This is a genomic window from Dyella sp. LX-66 (assembly GCF_018599165.1).
GTDB classification, from domain to species: Bacteria; Pseudomonadota; Gammaproteobacteria; order Xanthomonadales; family Rhodanobacteraceae; genus Dyella_D; species Dyella_D marensis.
Map to the genome: position 1 here is coordinate 577,855 of NZ_JAHFVJ010000002.1, position 15,024 is coordinate 592,878.

General features: G+C 67.4%; 11 protein-coding genes. All 11 read left to right on the plus strand.

Annotated elements, in window-relative coordinates:
- The first annotated feature begins 34 nt into the window (after nt 1-34).
- The 11 genes from infB to gyrA all read left to right on the plus strand — a co-directional run bounded on the left by infB (nt 35) and on the right by gyrA (nt 14,285).
- On the plus strand, nt 35-2,890 hold the full coding sequence (infB, locus tag KK141_RS06355; RefSeq protein WP_214570187.1) for a translation initiation factor IF-2: 2,856 nt from the start codon (nt 35-37) through the stop codon (nt 2,888-2,890).
- A 147-nt stretch (nt 2,891-3,037) separates the two neighbouring features.
- The gene (gene rbfA, locus KK141_RS06360; RefSeq protein ID WP_167257612.1) at nt 3,038-3,433 is read left to right on the plus strand and encodes a 30S ribosome-binding factor RbfA; all 396 of its coding nucleotides are present in this window, start codon (nt 3,038-3,040) and stop codon (nt 3,431-3,433) included.
- Complete coding sequence (gene truB, locus KK141_RS06365) at nt 3,433-4,359, plus strand: tRNA pseudouridine(55) synthase TruB (RefSeq protein ID WP_214570186.1); 927 nt, start codon at nt 3,433-3,435, stop codon at nt 4,357-4,359. Before rbfA ends, truB begins: the two co-directional genes overlap by 1 nt.
- Before the next feature lie 162 nt (nt 4,360-4,521).
- Complete coding sequence (gene rpsO / locus KK141_RS06370) at nt 4,522-4,791, plus strand: 30S ribosomal protein S15 (protein WP_167257614.1); 270 nt, start codon at nt 4,522-4,524, stop codon at nt 4,789-4,791.
- Between the two features lie 18 nt (nt 4,792-4,809).
- Nucleotides 4,810-6,909 (plus strand): polyribonucleotide nucleotidyltransferase, encoded by a 2,100-nt coding sequence (gene pnp / locus KK141_RS06375; protein ID WP_214570185.1) that lies wholly within the window; start codon nt 4,810-4,812, stop codon nt 6,907-6,909.
- 665 nt (nt 6,910-7,574) lie between these two features.
- Complete coding sequence (locus tag KK141_RS06380; RefSeq protein WP_214570184.1) at nt 7,575-8,696, plus strand: poly(R)-hydroxyalkanoic acid synthase subunit PhaE; 1,122 nt, start codon at nt 7,575-7,577, stop codon at nt 8,694-8,696.
- A gap of 11 nt (nt 8,697-8,707) precedes the next feature.
- Nucleotides 8,708-9,775, plus strand: a complete 1,068-nt coding sequence (gene phaC, locus KK141_RS06385) for a class III poly(R)-hydroxyalkanoic acid synthase subunit PhaC (RefSeq protein ID WP_214570183.1) — start codon at nt 8,708-8,710, stop codon at nt 9,773-9,775.
- A gap of 22 nt (nt 9,776-9,797) precedes the next feature.
- Complete coding sequence (locus tag KK141_RS06390; protein WP_026634417.1) at nt 9,798-9,989, plus strand: PspC domain-containing protein; 192 nt, start codon at nt 9,798-9,800, stop codon at nt 9,987-9,989.
- 64 nt (nt 9,990-10,053) lie between these two features.
- Entirely contained in the window at nt 10,054-11,088 is a 1,035-nt protein-coding gene (gene mtnA, locus KK141_RS06395) for an S-methyl-5-thioribose-1-phosphate isomerase (protein ID WP_214570182.1), read from the plus strand.
- A gap of 25 nt (nt 11,089-11,113) precedes the next feature.
- Nucleotides 11,114-11,524, plus strand: a complete 411-nt coding sequence (locus KK141_RS06400; RefSeq protein ID WP_214570181.1) for a GtrA family protein — start codon at nt 11,114-11,116, stop codon at nt 11,522-11,524.
- Nucleotides 11,525-11,663: 139 nt separating this feature from the next.
- Nucleotides 11,664-14,285 carry a DNA gyrase subunit A gene (gene gyrA / locus KK141_RS06405; RefSeq protein ID WP_214570180.1) on the plus strand — a complete coding sequence of 874 codons (2,622 nt, stop codon included), beginning with the start codon at nt 11,664-11,666 and terminating at the stop codon, nt 14,283-14,285.
- Nucleotides 14,286-15,024: the final 739 nt, after the last annotated feature.

Here is a 15,024-nt window from a genome sequence, read left to right on the forward strand (position 1 = left end):
GGGGTATGCGCGGGAACGGCGGAGAAAGAACACGATGTCGGACGTAACGATCAAACAACTTGCCAAGGTACTTGGCTTGCCGGTGGACAGGCTGCTCGGGCAGCTTGCCGAAGCCGGCATGAAATTCTCCGATCCGGAGCAGGTCATCAGCAGCACCGAAAAGGTGAAGCTGCTCGGATTCCTGCGCCGCACGCACGGCAAGAGCGAGGAGACCGCGGAAGCGGAAGACAGCTCGCCGCGCCAGATCACGCTCAAGCGCCGCAAGGTGAGCGAGCTGAAGGTCTCGACGCCCGGCGGCCGCGGTGCCGGCGGCGCCAAGACGGTGAACGTGGAAGTGCGCGCCAAGCGCACCTACGTCAAGCGCAGCGTCATCGCTGAAGAAGCCGGCGCCGACCACGAGCGCGAGGACGCCCTGCGCAAGCTGCAGGAGTCCGCGCAGCAGCGCGAGCACGAGGAAACCGAACGCGTCGACGCCGAGCGCCGCCGCCAGGACGAAGTGCGCGAGCGCGAGGAAGCCGAGCTGCGCCGCCAGGAAGAAGCCGAGCAGCGCCGCCTGCAGGCCGAGGCGGAAGCCGAAGCCGCACGCGAGGCCGCCGCTGCGGCCGCCATCGAGCGCGAAGAGGTGCAGGTGCAGGAGCCGCCGCAGGCCGCTCCCGAGCCGCAGGTGCAGGCGCAGGAAAAGACTGCCGCCGCGCCGGCTGCGCCGTCCGTGCAGAAGATCGATCCGAAGGCGCTGGGCATGATCCTGCCGCGCATTCACGAGCCGCGCCGCCGCGAGAAGCCGGTGGCCGCCCCCGTGGCTGCGCCGGCCCCCGCACCGGCTCCCGCCGCCGCTCCCGGCCGCCCGTCGGCTCCGGCCGCGGGCCGTCCTCCGGCGGCTGGCGCCGCTCCCGCGCCGGCTGGCGCCGCCGACGCGCGCAACAAGGCGCGTCCGGGTGGCCGCGACCGTGACGAAGGTCCGGGCGGCAAGCGTTTCGCCGCTGGCGAACTGCATCTGTCCGAAGCCGACCGCGCCCGCCGCAACAAGCGCGGCAAGCCGGGCCGGCCGGGCCGCAACGAACCTGTGCGTGGCGGCTCGTCGGCCTCCAGCTCCGGTCCGCACGGCTTCTCCCGCCCGACCGCACCGGTGGTGCGCGAAGTGGTGGTGGGCGATGCTAACGTGGTCGCCGACCTGGCCCAGAAGATGGCGGTCAAGGGTTCGGAAGTGGTCAAGGCGCTCTTCAAGATGGGCGTGATGGCCACCATCAACCAGACCATCGACCACGACACCGCCGTGCTGGTGATCGAGGAACTCGGCCACACGGCCGTGGCCGCGAGCGAGAACAACGCCGAGGCCGCGCTGGCCGCGCACACCCAGAACGCCGAGCTCGAGGGCGAGAAGAAGCCGCGTCCGCCGGTGGTCACCATCATGGGTCACGTCGACCACGGCAAGACCTCGACGCTGGACTACATCCGCCGCACCAAGGTCGCCTCGGGCGAAGCCGGCGGCATCACCCAGCACATCGGCGCGTACCACGTGGAAACGCCCAAGGGCGTGATCACCTTCCTCGACACCCCGGGCCACGCGGCGTTCACCTCGATGCGCGCCCGCGGCGCCCAGTCCACCGACATCGTGGTGCTGGTGGTGGCGGCCGACGACGGCGTCATGCCGCAGACGGCCGAAGCCGTGCAGCATGCGCGTGCGGCGAAGGTGCCGCTGATCGTGGCGCTCAACAAGATGGACAAGTCGGACGCCAACCCCGACCACGTCAAGCAGGGCCTCGGCAACCTGGAAGTCATTCCGGAAGAGTGGGGCGGCGACACCCCGTTCGTGCCGATCTCGGCCAAGACCGGCATGGGCATCGACGACCTGCTCGACGCGATCCTGGTCCAGGCCGAAGTGATGGAGCTGAAGGCCGTGGAAGACGGTCCGGCTTCGGGCGTGGTGATCGAATCCAGCCTCGACCGCGGCCGCGGCCCGGTGGCGACGGTGCTGGTGCAGCAGGGCACGCTCAAGCGCGGCGACTTCGTGGTCTGCGGCATCGAGTACGGCCGCATGCGCGCGCTGATCGACGAGAACGGCAAGACCGTGCAGGAAGCCGGCCCGTCGATTCCGGTGCAGGTGCTGGGCCTTTCCGGCGTGCCGGAATCCGGCGACGACTTCGTGGTGGTGGCGGACGAGCGCCTGGCCCGCGAAGTGGCCGCCGAGCGCCAGCTCAAGCGCCGCGAAACGCGCATGGTCAGCAAGGCCAACCGCCTCGAGGACATCATGGCCCAGATGGGCCAGGGCGCCGAGCAGCAGACCCTCAACATCCTGGTCAAGGCCGATGTGCAGGGTTCGGTGCAGGCGCTGCGCGAATCGCTGAGCTCGATCGGCAACGAGAACGTGAAGGTCAACGTGATCGCGGCCGGCGTCGGCGGCATCACCGAGTCCGACGCCACCCTCGCGGCGGCTTCCAAGGCGCTGGTGATCGGCTTCAACGTGCGTGCCGATGCCTCGGCCCGCAAGGTGATCGATACCGCCGGCCTGGACGTGCGCTACTTCTCGATCATCTACGACGTGATCGACCAGGTGAAACAGGCCGCTTCGGGCCTGCTGGGCAAGGAAGTGCGCGAGGAGATCATCGGCATCGCCCAGGTGCGCGAGGTGTTCCGCAGCTCCAAGTTCGGCGCCGTGGCCGGTTGCATGGTCACCGAAGGCACGGTCAAGCGCAGCAAGCCGATCCGCGTGCTGCGCGACAACACCGTGGTGTTCCAGGGCGAACTGGAATCGCTGCGCCGCTTCAAGGACCTGGTCGACGAAGTGCGCAACGGCATGGAATGCGGTATCGCCGTGAAGCAGTACAACGACGTGAAGGTCGGCGACCAGATCGAGTGCTTCGAGCGCATCGAAGTGGCACGCACGCTGTAAGCCGGGCAGGGGGCGTACGCTCCCTGTTCCGACGGAATCGGAGCCCGGACAGTCCTGTCCGGGCTTCGGCGTTTTTCGTATCGGCGCTGTCCGGCATCCGGGCGGCGCGTCATCGGCCGCGAATGGCGGCCGTCTCAAGGAGGCTATATGCCCTCGCGCGATTTCAAGCGTACCGACCGCGTCGGCGCCGAGCTGCGCCGTGAACTGGGCCTGCTGGTCCACGCCGCCGTGCGCGACCACGGCCTGCCCTCGGTGAGCGTCTCGGACGTGGAAGTGACCCGCGACCTGGATTGGGCCTCGGTGTGGGTGACCGCGCTGCTGCCGGAACAATCCAAGGAAGCCGTGAAGGCGCTGAACGAGCTGGCGGTGGAATTCCGCCGCTCGCTCTCGCGCAGCATGCGCATCCGCCGGGTGCCGGAGCTGCGCTTCAAGTACGACGATTCGGTGGACAAGGGCGAGCGCATCGAGGCGCTGCTGCGCGAGCAGGCGCGCGACCTGGCCCCGGCCAAGGACGACGCCGCCAAGGCCGACGGCGAGGACTGATGCGCCGCAGCCGCTTCCGCGACCTGCACGGCCTGCTGCTGCTGGACAAGCCGCTGGGCCTGAGTTCCAACCAGGCCCTGCAGAAGGTCCGCCACCGGCTGCGCGCCGAGAAGGGTGGCCACACCGGCGCATTGGACCCGCTGGCCACCGGCCTGCTGCCGCTGTGCTTCGGCGAGGCCACCAAGATCGCCGGCAGCCTGCTCGGTTCGCGCAAGGGCTATCGCGCCCAGGTGCGCCTGGGCGCCACCACCACCACGGCCGACCTGGAAGGCGAGGTGGTGCGGGAATGCCCCGTGCCGCCGCTGGACGAAGCCATGCTGGAAGCGGCCCTGGCCGGCCTGCGCGGGCGCATCGTGCAGATTCCGCCGGTGTACTCGGCGCTGAAGCAGGGCGGCGAGCCGCTGTATGTGAAGGCGCGCCGCGGCGAGGACGTACAGGCGCCGCCGCGCGAGGTGGACATCTTCAGGCTGGAGCTGCTGGCGCATGGCGCCGGCACGCTGGAGCTGGAAGTGGAATGCGGCTCCGGCACCTATATCCGCAGCCTCGCCGTGGACCTGGGCGAGGCGCTGGGCTGCGGCGCCCATCTCACGGCGCTGCGCCGGCTGTGGGTCGAACCGTTCCGGGCGCCGGCCATGGTCAGCCTGGACCAGCTCGAAGCCGCGGCGGAGCAGGGCGAGGCCGCCATGGACGCCCTGCTGCTGCCGGTCGCCGCCGGCCTGGCCGGCTGGCCGGCGCTGGCCCTGGACGAGGCGCAGAGCCATGCCGTGACCCGTGGCCAGCGCATTCAGCTTGCCGGCCATGCGGCCGGCGCCTATGCCGCGTTCGCCCCGGACGGGCGCCCGGTGGCGCTGTGCGAGCTGGACGCGGACGGCCTGCTGCGCATCCAGCGCGGCTTCAATCTGCCGCCGGCGGCACAAATGGCATGAGAGCGCCATCGGCGCGCTTGTCATGCTCTTGTTGTAATGAGCATCGGCCGGCTAGAATATCCCGCTTGTTCCAAAGCTTTATCCATCCATCCGAAGCTTGCGCAACGTCATCAACGGTGACGTTGCGCAAGCTTCGCACCCGCTTTTGAGGAAGAGAGACCCATGTCCCTTACTGCAGAACAGACCGGCAAGATCATTGCTGAATACGGCCGCGTGCCGAACGACACCGGTTCGCCGGAAGTCCAGGTGGCCCTGCTGTCGGCCCGCATCGCCCACCTGACCGACCACTTCAAGACCCACAAGCAGGACCACCACTCGCGTCGCGGCCTGCTCAAGCTGGTCAACCAGCGCAAGCGTCTGCTGAGCTACCTCCAGGCCAGCGACGTGACCCGCTACCAGAGCCTCATCGAACGCCTCGGCCTGCGCCGTTAATCGGACAAGGACATCAACGTGGCGAAAGTAACCAAGTCATTCCAGTACGGTAATCACACGGTCACACTGGAGACGGGCGAAATCGCCCGCCAGGCGTCCGGTGCCGTCATGGTCAGCATGGACGGCACCGTGGTGCTGGTCACCGCGGTGGCAGCCGCCAAGGCGAAGGAAGGTCAGGACTTCTTCCCGCTCACCGTGGACTACGTCGAGAAGTTCTACTCGGCCGGCCGCATCCCGGGCGGCTTCTTCAAGCGCGAAGGCCGCCCGACCGAGAAGGAGACGCTGACCTCGCGCCTCATCGACCGTCCGGTGCGCCCGCTGTTCCCGGAAGAGTTCAAGAACGAAGTGCAGATCATCGCGCAGGTGGTCTCGCTCAATCCGGAAGTCGACGGCGACATCCCGGCCATGCTGGGCGCGTCCGCCGCGCTGAGCCTCGCCGGCATCCCGTTCAAGGGTCCGATCGCCGCCGCCCGCGTCGGCTACACCAACGGCCAGTACGTGCTGAACCCGACCGCCACCGAGCTGAAGAGCTCGGATCTGGACCTGGTCGTGGCCGGCACCACCAACGCCGTGCTGATGGTGGAATCCGAAGCCAAGCTGCTCAGCGAAGAAGTCATGCTGGGCGCCGTGGTGTTCGGCCACCAGCAGATGCAGACCGCGATCCGCGCCATTGCGGAACTGGCCACCGAGGCCGCCCGCCCGTCGATGGACTGGCAGCCGCCGGCCCGTAACGAGGCCCTGGCCGCCGCCGTGCGCGGCGCCGTCGGCAGCAAGCTGGACGAGGCCTTCCAGGTCAAGGACAAGCTGCAGCGCCGCGACGCCATCGCCGCCATCAAGGCCGACGCGATCGCTTCGCTCAAGGCCCAGGCCGAAGAGCACGGCTGGCCGTCCGCCGAGCTGGCGAAGGAATTCGGCGAGCTCGAATACCGCACCATGCGCGACAGTGTGCTGAAAACCAAGGTCCGCATCGACGGCCGCCAGCTGGACGACGTGCGCCCGATCACCGTCCGCGTCGGCGTGCTGCCGCGCACCCACGGCTCGGCGCTGTTCACCCGCGGCGAGACGCAGGCCCTGGTCGTGGCCACGCTGGGCACCACCCGCGACGCGCAGATCATCGACGCGCCGGAAGGCGAGTCGAAGGATCCGTTCCTGTTCCACTACAACTTCCCGCCGTTCTCGGTGGGCGAGGCCGGCCGCTTCGGCGCGCCGAAGCGCCGCGAGATCGGCCACGGCCGCCTCGCCAAGCGCGGCGTGCAGGCGGTCAAGCCCTCGATCGAGGAATTCCCGTACGTGCTGCGCGTGGTCTCCGAGATCACCGAGTCGAACGGTTCCTCCTCGATGGCCTCGGTGTGCGGTTCCTCGCTGGCCATGATGGACGCCGGCGTGCCGCTCAAGGCTCCGGTGGCGGGCATCGCCATGGGCCTGGTGAAGGAAGGCAACGACTACGTCGTGCTGTCCGACATCCTGGGCGACGAAGACCACCTCGGCGACATGGACTTCAAGGTGGCCGGTAGCGCCAACGGCGTGTCCGCGCTGCAGATGGACATCAAGATCGACGGCATCACCGAAGAGATCATGAAGGTGGCGCTGGAGCAGGCCAAGCGTGGCCGCCTGCACATCCTGGGCGAAATGGCCAAGGTGATCAGCGAGCCGCGTTCGGAGATGAGCGAGTACGCCCCGCGCCTGCTCACCATCAAGATCCATCCGGACAAGATCCGCGAAGTCATCGGCAAGGGCGGCGCCACCATCCGCTCGATCACCGAAGAGACCGGCACCACCATCGACATCAGCGACGACGGCACCGTCATCATCGCTTCGGTCAACCGCCTGGCGGCCGATGAAGCGAAGAAGCGCATCGAGCAGATCGTCTCCGACGTCGAGCCGGGCCGCATCTACGAGGGCAAGGTCGCCAAGCTGATGGACTTCGGCGCATTCGTCACGATCCTGCCGGGCAAGGACGGTCTCGTCCACGTTTCGCAGATCTCCAACGAGCGCGTGGAGAAGGTCTCCGACAAGCTGAAGGAAGGCGACATCGTCAAGGTCAAGGTGCTGGAAGTGGACAAGCAGGGGCGTATCCGCCTGTCCATGAAGGCTGTGACTGAGGAAGAGGGCGCCTGAGGCGCTCAGTCCGCAGGCGGTTCGAAGAAAGGCCCGGCTTATTGCCGGGCTTTTTTTTGCTCGTCATCCCGGCGTAGGCCGGGGTCCAGTGGCGATGGCGCTCGGTTGTCGCGTTGACGCTGGGGTGTCTCGCCTTTGGCGAGTGTTTCGTGCCGCTGCCGCGGCCCGAGTTACTTCTTCTTTGCGTGCCCAAAGAAGAAGTAACCAAGAAGAAAAGGCACCCTGCTTGGCGCCCTCAGCAGCGCAGCTGCTGAGGGTCCGTGAGGGCTGGCCGGGCTTTTTGACAGGGCATCCATGCCCTGATCAAAAAGGCGGGGACATCGTGTCCCCGCCCCCCTGCGGGGGCCTTTTCGTCCAGCCCTCACCGCCGGCGCCAAGGGGACCCGGTGGATCAAGAGCTAGATCAAGAGCAGAAGCAAAAGCGCGCAAGCGGAACGCCGCGGCTATGCCGCGTGCTCTTCGCTCGATTTTCGCCCCGCCCGTCATCTCCCTCTCCCCTCCGGGGAGAGGGTTGGGGTGAGGGGCCGGGCGGAGCGTAAGGGAGCAGGGTCCGCCTTGGCGGATCGAGAAAAAAACAAGCACTACCGCAACTCAGACTTCTCTGCGCAACAGTGGCGTGTAGTGGCTTTTGCTACGATGCCCAGAGCGCAAACGAGGATGCGGGCATGAGCGATCACGCCAACGATGTGATGAAGCAGTACCAGGCATGGGCGCAGCAATCCTGGGACGCATGGATGCAATCGCTGCAGCGGCCCGCGTCGCCGTTCGCGCCGGCGCCTACGGCTTCCGACGACCTGCTGTCGCGCGCCATGGGTGGCCTGAAAAGCTATGCCGACTGGATGCAGGCGGCCGCCACCAGCGGTATCGCGGGGCAGGGGCCGGACGACTGGCAGCAGGCGCTGCGCCAGCTGTTCATGGGGCAGGCGGCTTTCATGGGGCAGCCGATGATGGGCGCGCCGGCCATGGGGCAGGGCTTCATGGGCAATCCTTTCGCCGGCATCAACCAGCCGTTCGCGCAGGCTTTCGCCGGCATCGACAACGCCGCCGCGCACGGTTTCGCCCAGCAATGGCAGAGCTGGCTGCAGGCTGCGCAGCCGCAGGGCGGCGCCTGGGGCGCGGGCCTGGGCGATACGCCGGCCTTCGGCTATACGCGCGAACGCCAGATGCAGCAGCAGGCCCTGCTCGAAGCCATGCGCGAATACGCCGAGGCTTCGTCGCGCTACAACACGCTGATCCTGCGCGCCAACGCCGACGGCTTCGAACGCCTGCGCGAAAAGCTCACGCAGATGACCGAGCCGGCGCGCCAGGTCGATTCGCTCAAGGCGCTGTACGACCTGTGGGTCGACGCCGCCGAAGAGGCCTATGCGCAGATCGCGCTGTCGGACGAATTCCGCGAAGCCTACGGCGCCATGGTCAACACGCAGATGCAGGTGCGCCAGCGCCAGCAGCGCCAGACCGACGCCTGGTGCCGCGAGCTGGGCATGCCCACCCGCGGCGAAGTCGATTCGCTGGGCAAGCGCGTGCAGGAGCTGCGCCGCGAACTGCGTGCCAGCTCCGCCGGCAAGGCGACGCGCGCTTCCGCGCCGGACGCGGAACTGGATGCGCTGCGCAACGAAGTCGCCGCGCTGAAGCGCAAGCTCGCCGGCCGCGCCGAAGCCAGCCACGCGCCGAAGAAAGTGCTGTCCGAATCGCTGGGTGCGGAAACCGAGAACAAGCGCAAGCCCGCTCCGGTCCGCCGCACCGCCAAGACCGCGCCCGCGCGCGGCACGCAACGCACGCGCAAGTGAAGGACTGACGCATGTTCACCCCTCTACGCATCGATCCGGCCAAGCTCCTCGGCGAAGTCGCCGCCTTCCAGCGCAAGCTCGCCGCGGGCATGGAAAGCCTGCGCGGCCTGCACGAACCCGAATACGCCAACACGCCGCGCGAAGCCGTCTATCGCGAGGACAAGCTCACCGTCTGGCATATGAAGGGCAATGGCAAGCCGACCTCGAAGACGCCGCTGCTGATCGTCTACGCCCTGGTCAACACGGTGTGGATGACCGACCTGCAGGCCGACCGCTCGCTGGTGCGCAACCTGCTGGAGCAGGGCGAAGACGTGTACCTCATCGACTGGGGCTATCCGGACGGCGCCGACCGCTGGCTCACCCTGGACGACTACCTCAACGGCTATCTCGACCGCTGCGTCGACGCGGTGCGCGCGCGCCACGGCCTGGATGCGGTCAACCTGCTCGGCATCTGCCAGGGCGGCGCGTTCTCGCTGTGCTACACGGCGATGCATCCGGAGAAAGTGCGGAACCTGGTGACCATGGTCACGCCGGTGGACTACCACACGCCGGACAACATGCTGTCGCACTGGGTGCAGAACCTGGACGTGGACCTGTTCGTCGACACGCTGGGCAATATCCCGGCCGAGCTGATGAACTACGTCTACCTCACGCTCAAGCCCGTGCGGCTCAACCAGCAGAAATACGTGTCGATGGTCGAGCTGCTGGACAACCGCAAGGAGATGGAAAACTTCCTGCGCATGGAACGCTGGATCTTCGACTCGCCCGACCAGGCCGGCGAAGCGTTCCGGCAGTTCATCAAGGACTTCTACCAGGGCAACAAGCTGGTCAAGGGCACGCTCACCATCGGCGACAAGCCGGTGGATCTGGGCATGGTCACCCAGCCGGTGCTGAACATCTTCGCCGAGCAGGACCACCTCGTGCCGCCGGACGCCTCGCGCGCGCTGGGCAAGCACGTGGGCACCACCGACTACACCCAGCTCGCCTTCAAGGGCGGGCATATCGGCATCTACGTTTCCGGACGCGCGCAGCGCGAAGTGCCGCCGGCCATCCACCAGTGGCTGCGTTCCAGGGATTGAGTTCCAGCACAAGGAGAACACCATGAATACCGACAAGCGCCTCGTCCGTTCCAGCAGCCAGAAGATGATCGCCGGCGTGTGCGGCGGCGTCGCCCAATACCTCGGGTGGGACGTCACCATCGTGCGCCTGCTGTGGATCGTCCTGACCCTGGCCGGCGGCTCCGGTATCCTTATCTATCTGATCCTGTGGCTGGTGATGCCGCAGGACGTCTAAACGGCCATACCCCAGGGCCGCCGGCAGGCGCACACCGCGCCTGCCGCTTCGTTCGAGTACATCCATGAGCATCGACTACGACCGTTACGACCGCATCCGTGCCGTGCAATGGCAGGGCGACCATCTGCGCCTGCTCGACCAGCGCCTGCTGCCGCGCGCGGAGGAGTGGATCGACTGCCGCGACGCCGCGCAGGTGACCCAGGCCATTCGCGACCTGGCCGTGCGCGGCGCGCCGGCGATCGGCATCGCTGCTGCCTGGGGCGTGGTGCTGGCGGCGCAGCAGAACGCGCCGCTCGACCGTGCTTCATTAGAGCAGGCCCTCGCCATGCTGCGCGCCGCGCGCCCGACCGCGGTGAACCTGATGTGGGCTCTGGACCGCATGAAGGCGCGTATCGCGGCCGGTGCCGATGCCGCCGCGCTGGAGCGCGAGGCCCAGGCGATCCAGGACGAGGATCTGGCCGCCAACCGCCATATGGGCGAACTCGGCGCCGCGCTGATTGCGCCGGGCTCCGGCGTGCTCACCCATTGCAACACCGGCTCGCTCGCCACCGCCGGTTTCGGCACCGCGCTGGGCGTGATCCGCGCCGGCGTCAGCGCCGGCCGCATCGACGAGGTCTATGCCGGCGAGACGCGGCCGTGGCAGCAGGGCGCGCGCCTCACCATGTGGGAACTGGTGCGCGACGGCGTGCCCGCGCGCCTGATCGCCGATTCCGCCGCTGCGCACCTGATGCGCTCCGGCGCGGTGCAGTGGGTGATCGTCGGCGCCGACCGCATCGCCGCCAATGGCGACACCGCCAACAAGATCGGCACCTACCAGCTGGCCATTGCCGCGCGCCACCACGGCGTGAAGTTCATGGTGGTGGCGCCGTCGTCCACCGTCGACATGGCCACGCCCTCGGGCGAGGCGATCGAGATCGAGCTGCGCGATCCGGCGGAACTGCTGGCCGTGGCCGGGCAGCGCACCGTGGTCGAGGGCGCGCAAGCGTGGAACCCGGTGTTCGACGTGACGCCGGCCGAGCTGATCGATGCCATCGTCACCGAGCGCGGCGTGATCGAGCATCCGAACGCGCTGGCCATGCAGGCGATGTTCGGTTCATGAGACACGGCTCAGGCGGGGCCGGCCCGTGAAGCTGCGCCGCGAAGCGGGCCTGTTCTTCGTCGGCGGCGTGATCGGCTTCATCGTCGATGCCGGCGGCGTGCAGGCCCTGGTCTCGCTGGCCGGCGCCAATGCCTATGTGGCGCGCGTGCCGTCCTTCCTGCTCGCGGCCACCGCGACCTGGTGGTGGAACCGCCGCTACACCTTCGCCCACCGCGCCAGCGGGCAGCCGCTGCACCTGGAATGGCTGCGCTGGATGGGCCTGATGACCGCCGGCGCGCTGATCAACTACGCCACCTACGCGCTGATGCTGGTCAGTTTTCCGGCCCTGCACCGCTGGCCGGCGGTGGCCGTGCTGGCCGGTTCGGTGGTGGCTGCGCTGGTTAATTTCTCGACAGCGCGCGGGGTGCTTTTCAAAGGCTCCAAAAGCTCTGCGTAAGCTATTGATTCCATTCATCAAAATACTGTCGTTTCGATAGTATTTCTGCTACACTTCAAAGGCTATATCCGGGACCGCTGCACGCGCGGCTGAAGCTCGCGCGCCACGGCCCTTTTTCTTCATCCAGGGAAGCCGATTGATGGCAGAACTCGCCAAAGAAATCATCCGCGTCAACATCGAAGACGAGATGCGCCAGAGCTACCTCGACTACGCCATGAGCGTGATCGTGGGCCGCGCCCTGCCGGACGTGCGCGATGGCCTCAAGCCCGTGCATCGCCGCGTGCTGTACGCGATGAACGAACTGAGCAACGCCTGGAACAAGCCCTACAAGAAGTCGGCCCGCGTGGTCGGCGACGTGATCGGTAAATACCATCCGCACGGCGATGCCTCGGTCTACGACGCCATCGTGCGCATGGCCCAGCCGTTCTCGCTGCGCTACATGCTGGTCGACGGCCAGGGCAACTTCGGTTCGGTCGATGGCGACAACGCCGCGGCCATGCGCTACACCGAGGTGCGCATGTCGCGCCTCACCCACGAGCTGCTGGCCGACATCGACAAGGAAACCGTCGACTTCGGCCCCAACTACGACGAGAGCGAAAGCGAGCCGCTGGTGCTGCCCACCCGCGTGCCGAACCTGCTCGTCAACGGCTCTGCCGGCATCGCGGTGGGCATGGCCACCAACGTGCCGCCGCACAACCTCAACGAGGTGGTGGCCGCAACCATCGGCCTGATCGACGAGCCGTCGCTGTCGATCGACGACCTGATGCAGTACATCCCCGGCCCGGATTTCCCCACCGCCGGCATCATCAACGGCTCCTCCGGCATCGTCGAGGCCTACCGCACCGGCCGCGGCCGCATCCTGGTGCGCGCCAAGACCGAGATCGAGACCGAATCCAACGGCCGCGAGACGATCATCGTCAGCGAGCTGCCGTACCAGGTGAACAAGGCCCGCCTGATCGAGAAGATCGCCGAGCTGGTCAAGGAAAAGAAGCTCGAGGGCATCAGCGAGCTGCGCGACGAGTCCGACAAGGACGGCATGCGCGTGGTGATCGAGATCCGCCGCGACTCGATGGCCGACGTGGTGCTCAACAACCTGTTCCAGCAGACCCAGCTGCAGGTCACCTTCGGCATCAACATGGTGGCCCTGCTGGACGGCCAGCCGCGCCTGCTGAACCTCAAGGACATCCTGGAGGCCTTCATCCGCCACCGCCGCGAGGTGGTCACCCGCCGCACCATCTTCGAGCTGCGCAAGGCCCGCGCCCGCGCGCACATCCTCGAAGGCCTCACCGTCGCGCTGGCCAATATCGACGCGATGATCGAGCTGATCCGCAGCTCCGCCTCGCCGCAGGAAGCGCGCGAGCGCATGCTGGCGCGCAAGTGGGAACCGGGCATGGTCTCGGCCCTGCTGGGCGCGGCCGGCGCCGATGCCTCGCGTCCGGAAGACCTCGACCCGCGCGACGGCCTCAAGGCCGACGGCTACCAGCTTTCGGACGTGCAGGCCCAGGAAATCCTGGCCATGCGCCTGCACCGCCTGACCGGCCTGGAGCAGGAAAAGCTCTCCGACGAATACCGCGAGATCCTGGCCACCATCCGCGGCCTGATCGAGATCCTGGAAGACCCGGCCCGCCTGCTGGCGGTGATCCGCGCCGAGCTCGAAGTGATCAAGGAAGAATTCGGCGACAAGCGCCGCACCGAGATCCAGCATTCGCAGGAGGACCTCAACGTCCTGGACCTGATCGCGCCGGAAGACGTCGTGGTCACGCTGTCGCACACCGGCTACGTCAAGCGCCAGCCGGCCAGCACGTACCGTGCGCAGCGCCGCGGCGGCAAGGGCCGTTCGGCCTCCGCGCTGAAGGACGAGGATTTCGTCGAGCAGCTGTGGGTGGTCAACACCCACGACACCCTGCTCACCTTCACCAGCACCGGCCGCGTGTACTGGCTCAACGTGTACCAGATGCCGGAGTCGGGCCCCAACGCCCGCGGCAAGCCGATGGTCAACCTGCTGCCGCTCGCCGCCGGCGAGAAGGTGCAGGCGGTGCTGCCGGTGCGCGAATACAGCGACGACTGCTACGTGTTCTTCGCCACCCGCCAGGGCACGGTGAAGAAGACGCCGCTCAACGAGTTCGCCTTCCAGCTGCAGAAGGGCAAGATCGCCATCAACCTCGACGAGGGCGACGCCCTGGTCAACGTGGCGCTCACCAACGGCAACAGCGACGTGCTGCTGTTCGCCTCCAACGGCAAGACGGTGCGCTTCGACGAGGGCGAAGTGCGCTCGATGGGCCGTACCGCCACCGGCGTGCGCGGCATGAAGCTGGCCGACGGCGCCGAAGTGGTGTCGCTGATCGTGGCCGAGCCGCTGGGCGACATCCTCACCGCCACCGAACGCGGCTACGGCAAGCGCACCCAGCTTGAGGAGTTCCCCAAGAAGGGCCGCGGTACCCAGGGCGTGATCGGCATCCAGTGCTCCGAGCGCAACGGCGGCCTGGTCTCCGCGGTGCAGGTCACCGAGGCGCACGAGCTGATGCTGATCTCCAACCAGGGCACCCTGGTGCGCACCCGCGTGGCGGAAGTCTCGCAGCTCAGCCGCAACACCCAGGGCGTCACCCTCATCAAGCTGCCGGCCGATGAGGCGCTGGTCAGCGTGGTGCGGCTGGATGCGGAGGATGAGGTTGAGGGTGCGGATGCACCCGATGGCGGGAGCGGCGGCGACGCCGTGGCTCCCGATGCCGGCGATGCGGGTGAGCCGACGCCGGAGGAGTGATCGGCGGCTGATCGCTCAGCGCTGATGGATGAGATCCCTCGCCGCACCGCGGCGGGGGATTTTTTTGCTCGTCATCCCGGCGCAGGCCGGGATCCAGTGGCGGTATCGCCTGGTTTTCGCGGTGGCGCGAACTGGCCGCTTATGCAGCGGGCATTTCGTGCGCCTGCCGGCGCGCGAGTCACTTTTTCTTTGCTGGCCCAAAGAAAAAGTAACCCAAAAGAAATGGCCTTAGAGCAAAGGCTCGCGACGCGACTAGAAGGAGCGATGGCGGCCGCGGCAACGGATTAACCAGAGTCGACACGAAACGACAGTGCGTTTGCGTAACGCGTGCTTCAACGTGCCGTTGCCGAGAGGATGTTCAAGGACCGAGGCGAGCTTTGGCTCTTCGTTCCTGCATACCTCACAACTCCACCCCTCTCCCCTCCGGGGAGAGGGGTGGGTGAGGGGCCGGGCGGAGCGAAACGTTCGCCATGCCCCACTCGCAAAGGCCTAAAGATCGGTGAAGCCTTAAAGACCAGGTTGAGGCGAATCCATCGCCTCGCTCCGCCCGACCCCTCACCCCGACCCTCTCCCCGGAGGGGAGAGGGAGAAGTGGGGTGGCGTCGCATACAGGAGCGAAGCGCAAAAGCCGCCTCAGTCACTGAACATCCTCTCGGCCACGGCACGTTGAAGCACCCGCTACGTAAACGCACCGTCGTTTCGTATAGACCCAGGTTAATCAAGTTACCGCAGCCGCCCA

Coding starts and splice junctions, on each gene's coding strand:
- infB (WP_214570187.1), top strand. CDS start 35: ATGTCGGACGTAACGATCAAACAACTTGCCAAGGTACTTGGCTTGCCG.
- rbfA (WP_167257612.1), top strand. CDS start 3,038: ATGCCCTCGCGCGATTTCAAGCGTACCGACCGCGTCGGCGCCGAGCTG.
- truB (WP_214570186.1), top strand. CDS start 3,433: ATGCGCCGCAGCCGCTTCCGCGACCTGCACGGCCTGCTGCTGCTGGAC.
- rpsO (WP_167257614.1), top strand. CDS start 4,522: ATGTCCCTTACTGCAGAACAGACCGGCAAGATCATTGCTGAATACGGC.
- KK141_RS06380 (WP_214570184.1), top strand. CDS start 7,575: ATGAGCGATCACGCCAACGATGTGATGAAGCAGTACCAGGCATGGGCG.
- phaC (WP_214570183.1), top strand. CDS start 8,708: ATGTTCACCCCTCTACGCATCGATCCGGCCAAGCTCCTCGGCGAAGTC.
- KK141_RS06390 (WP_026634417.1), top strand. CDS start 9,798: ATGAATACCGACAAGCGCCTCGTCCGTTCCAGCAGCCAGAAGATGATC.
- mtnA (WP_214570182.1), top strand. CDS start 10,054: ATGAGCATCGACTACGACCGTTACGACCGCATCCGTGCCGTGCAATGG.
- gyrA (WP_214570180.1), top strand. CDS start 11,664: ATGGCAGAACTCGCCAAAGAAATCATCCGCGTCAACATCGAAGACGAG.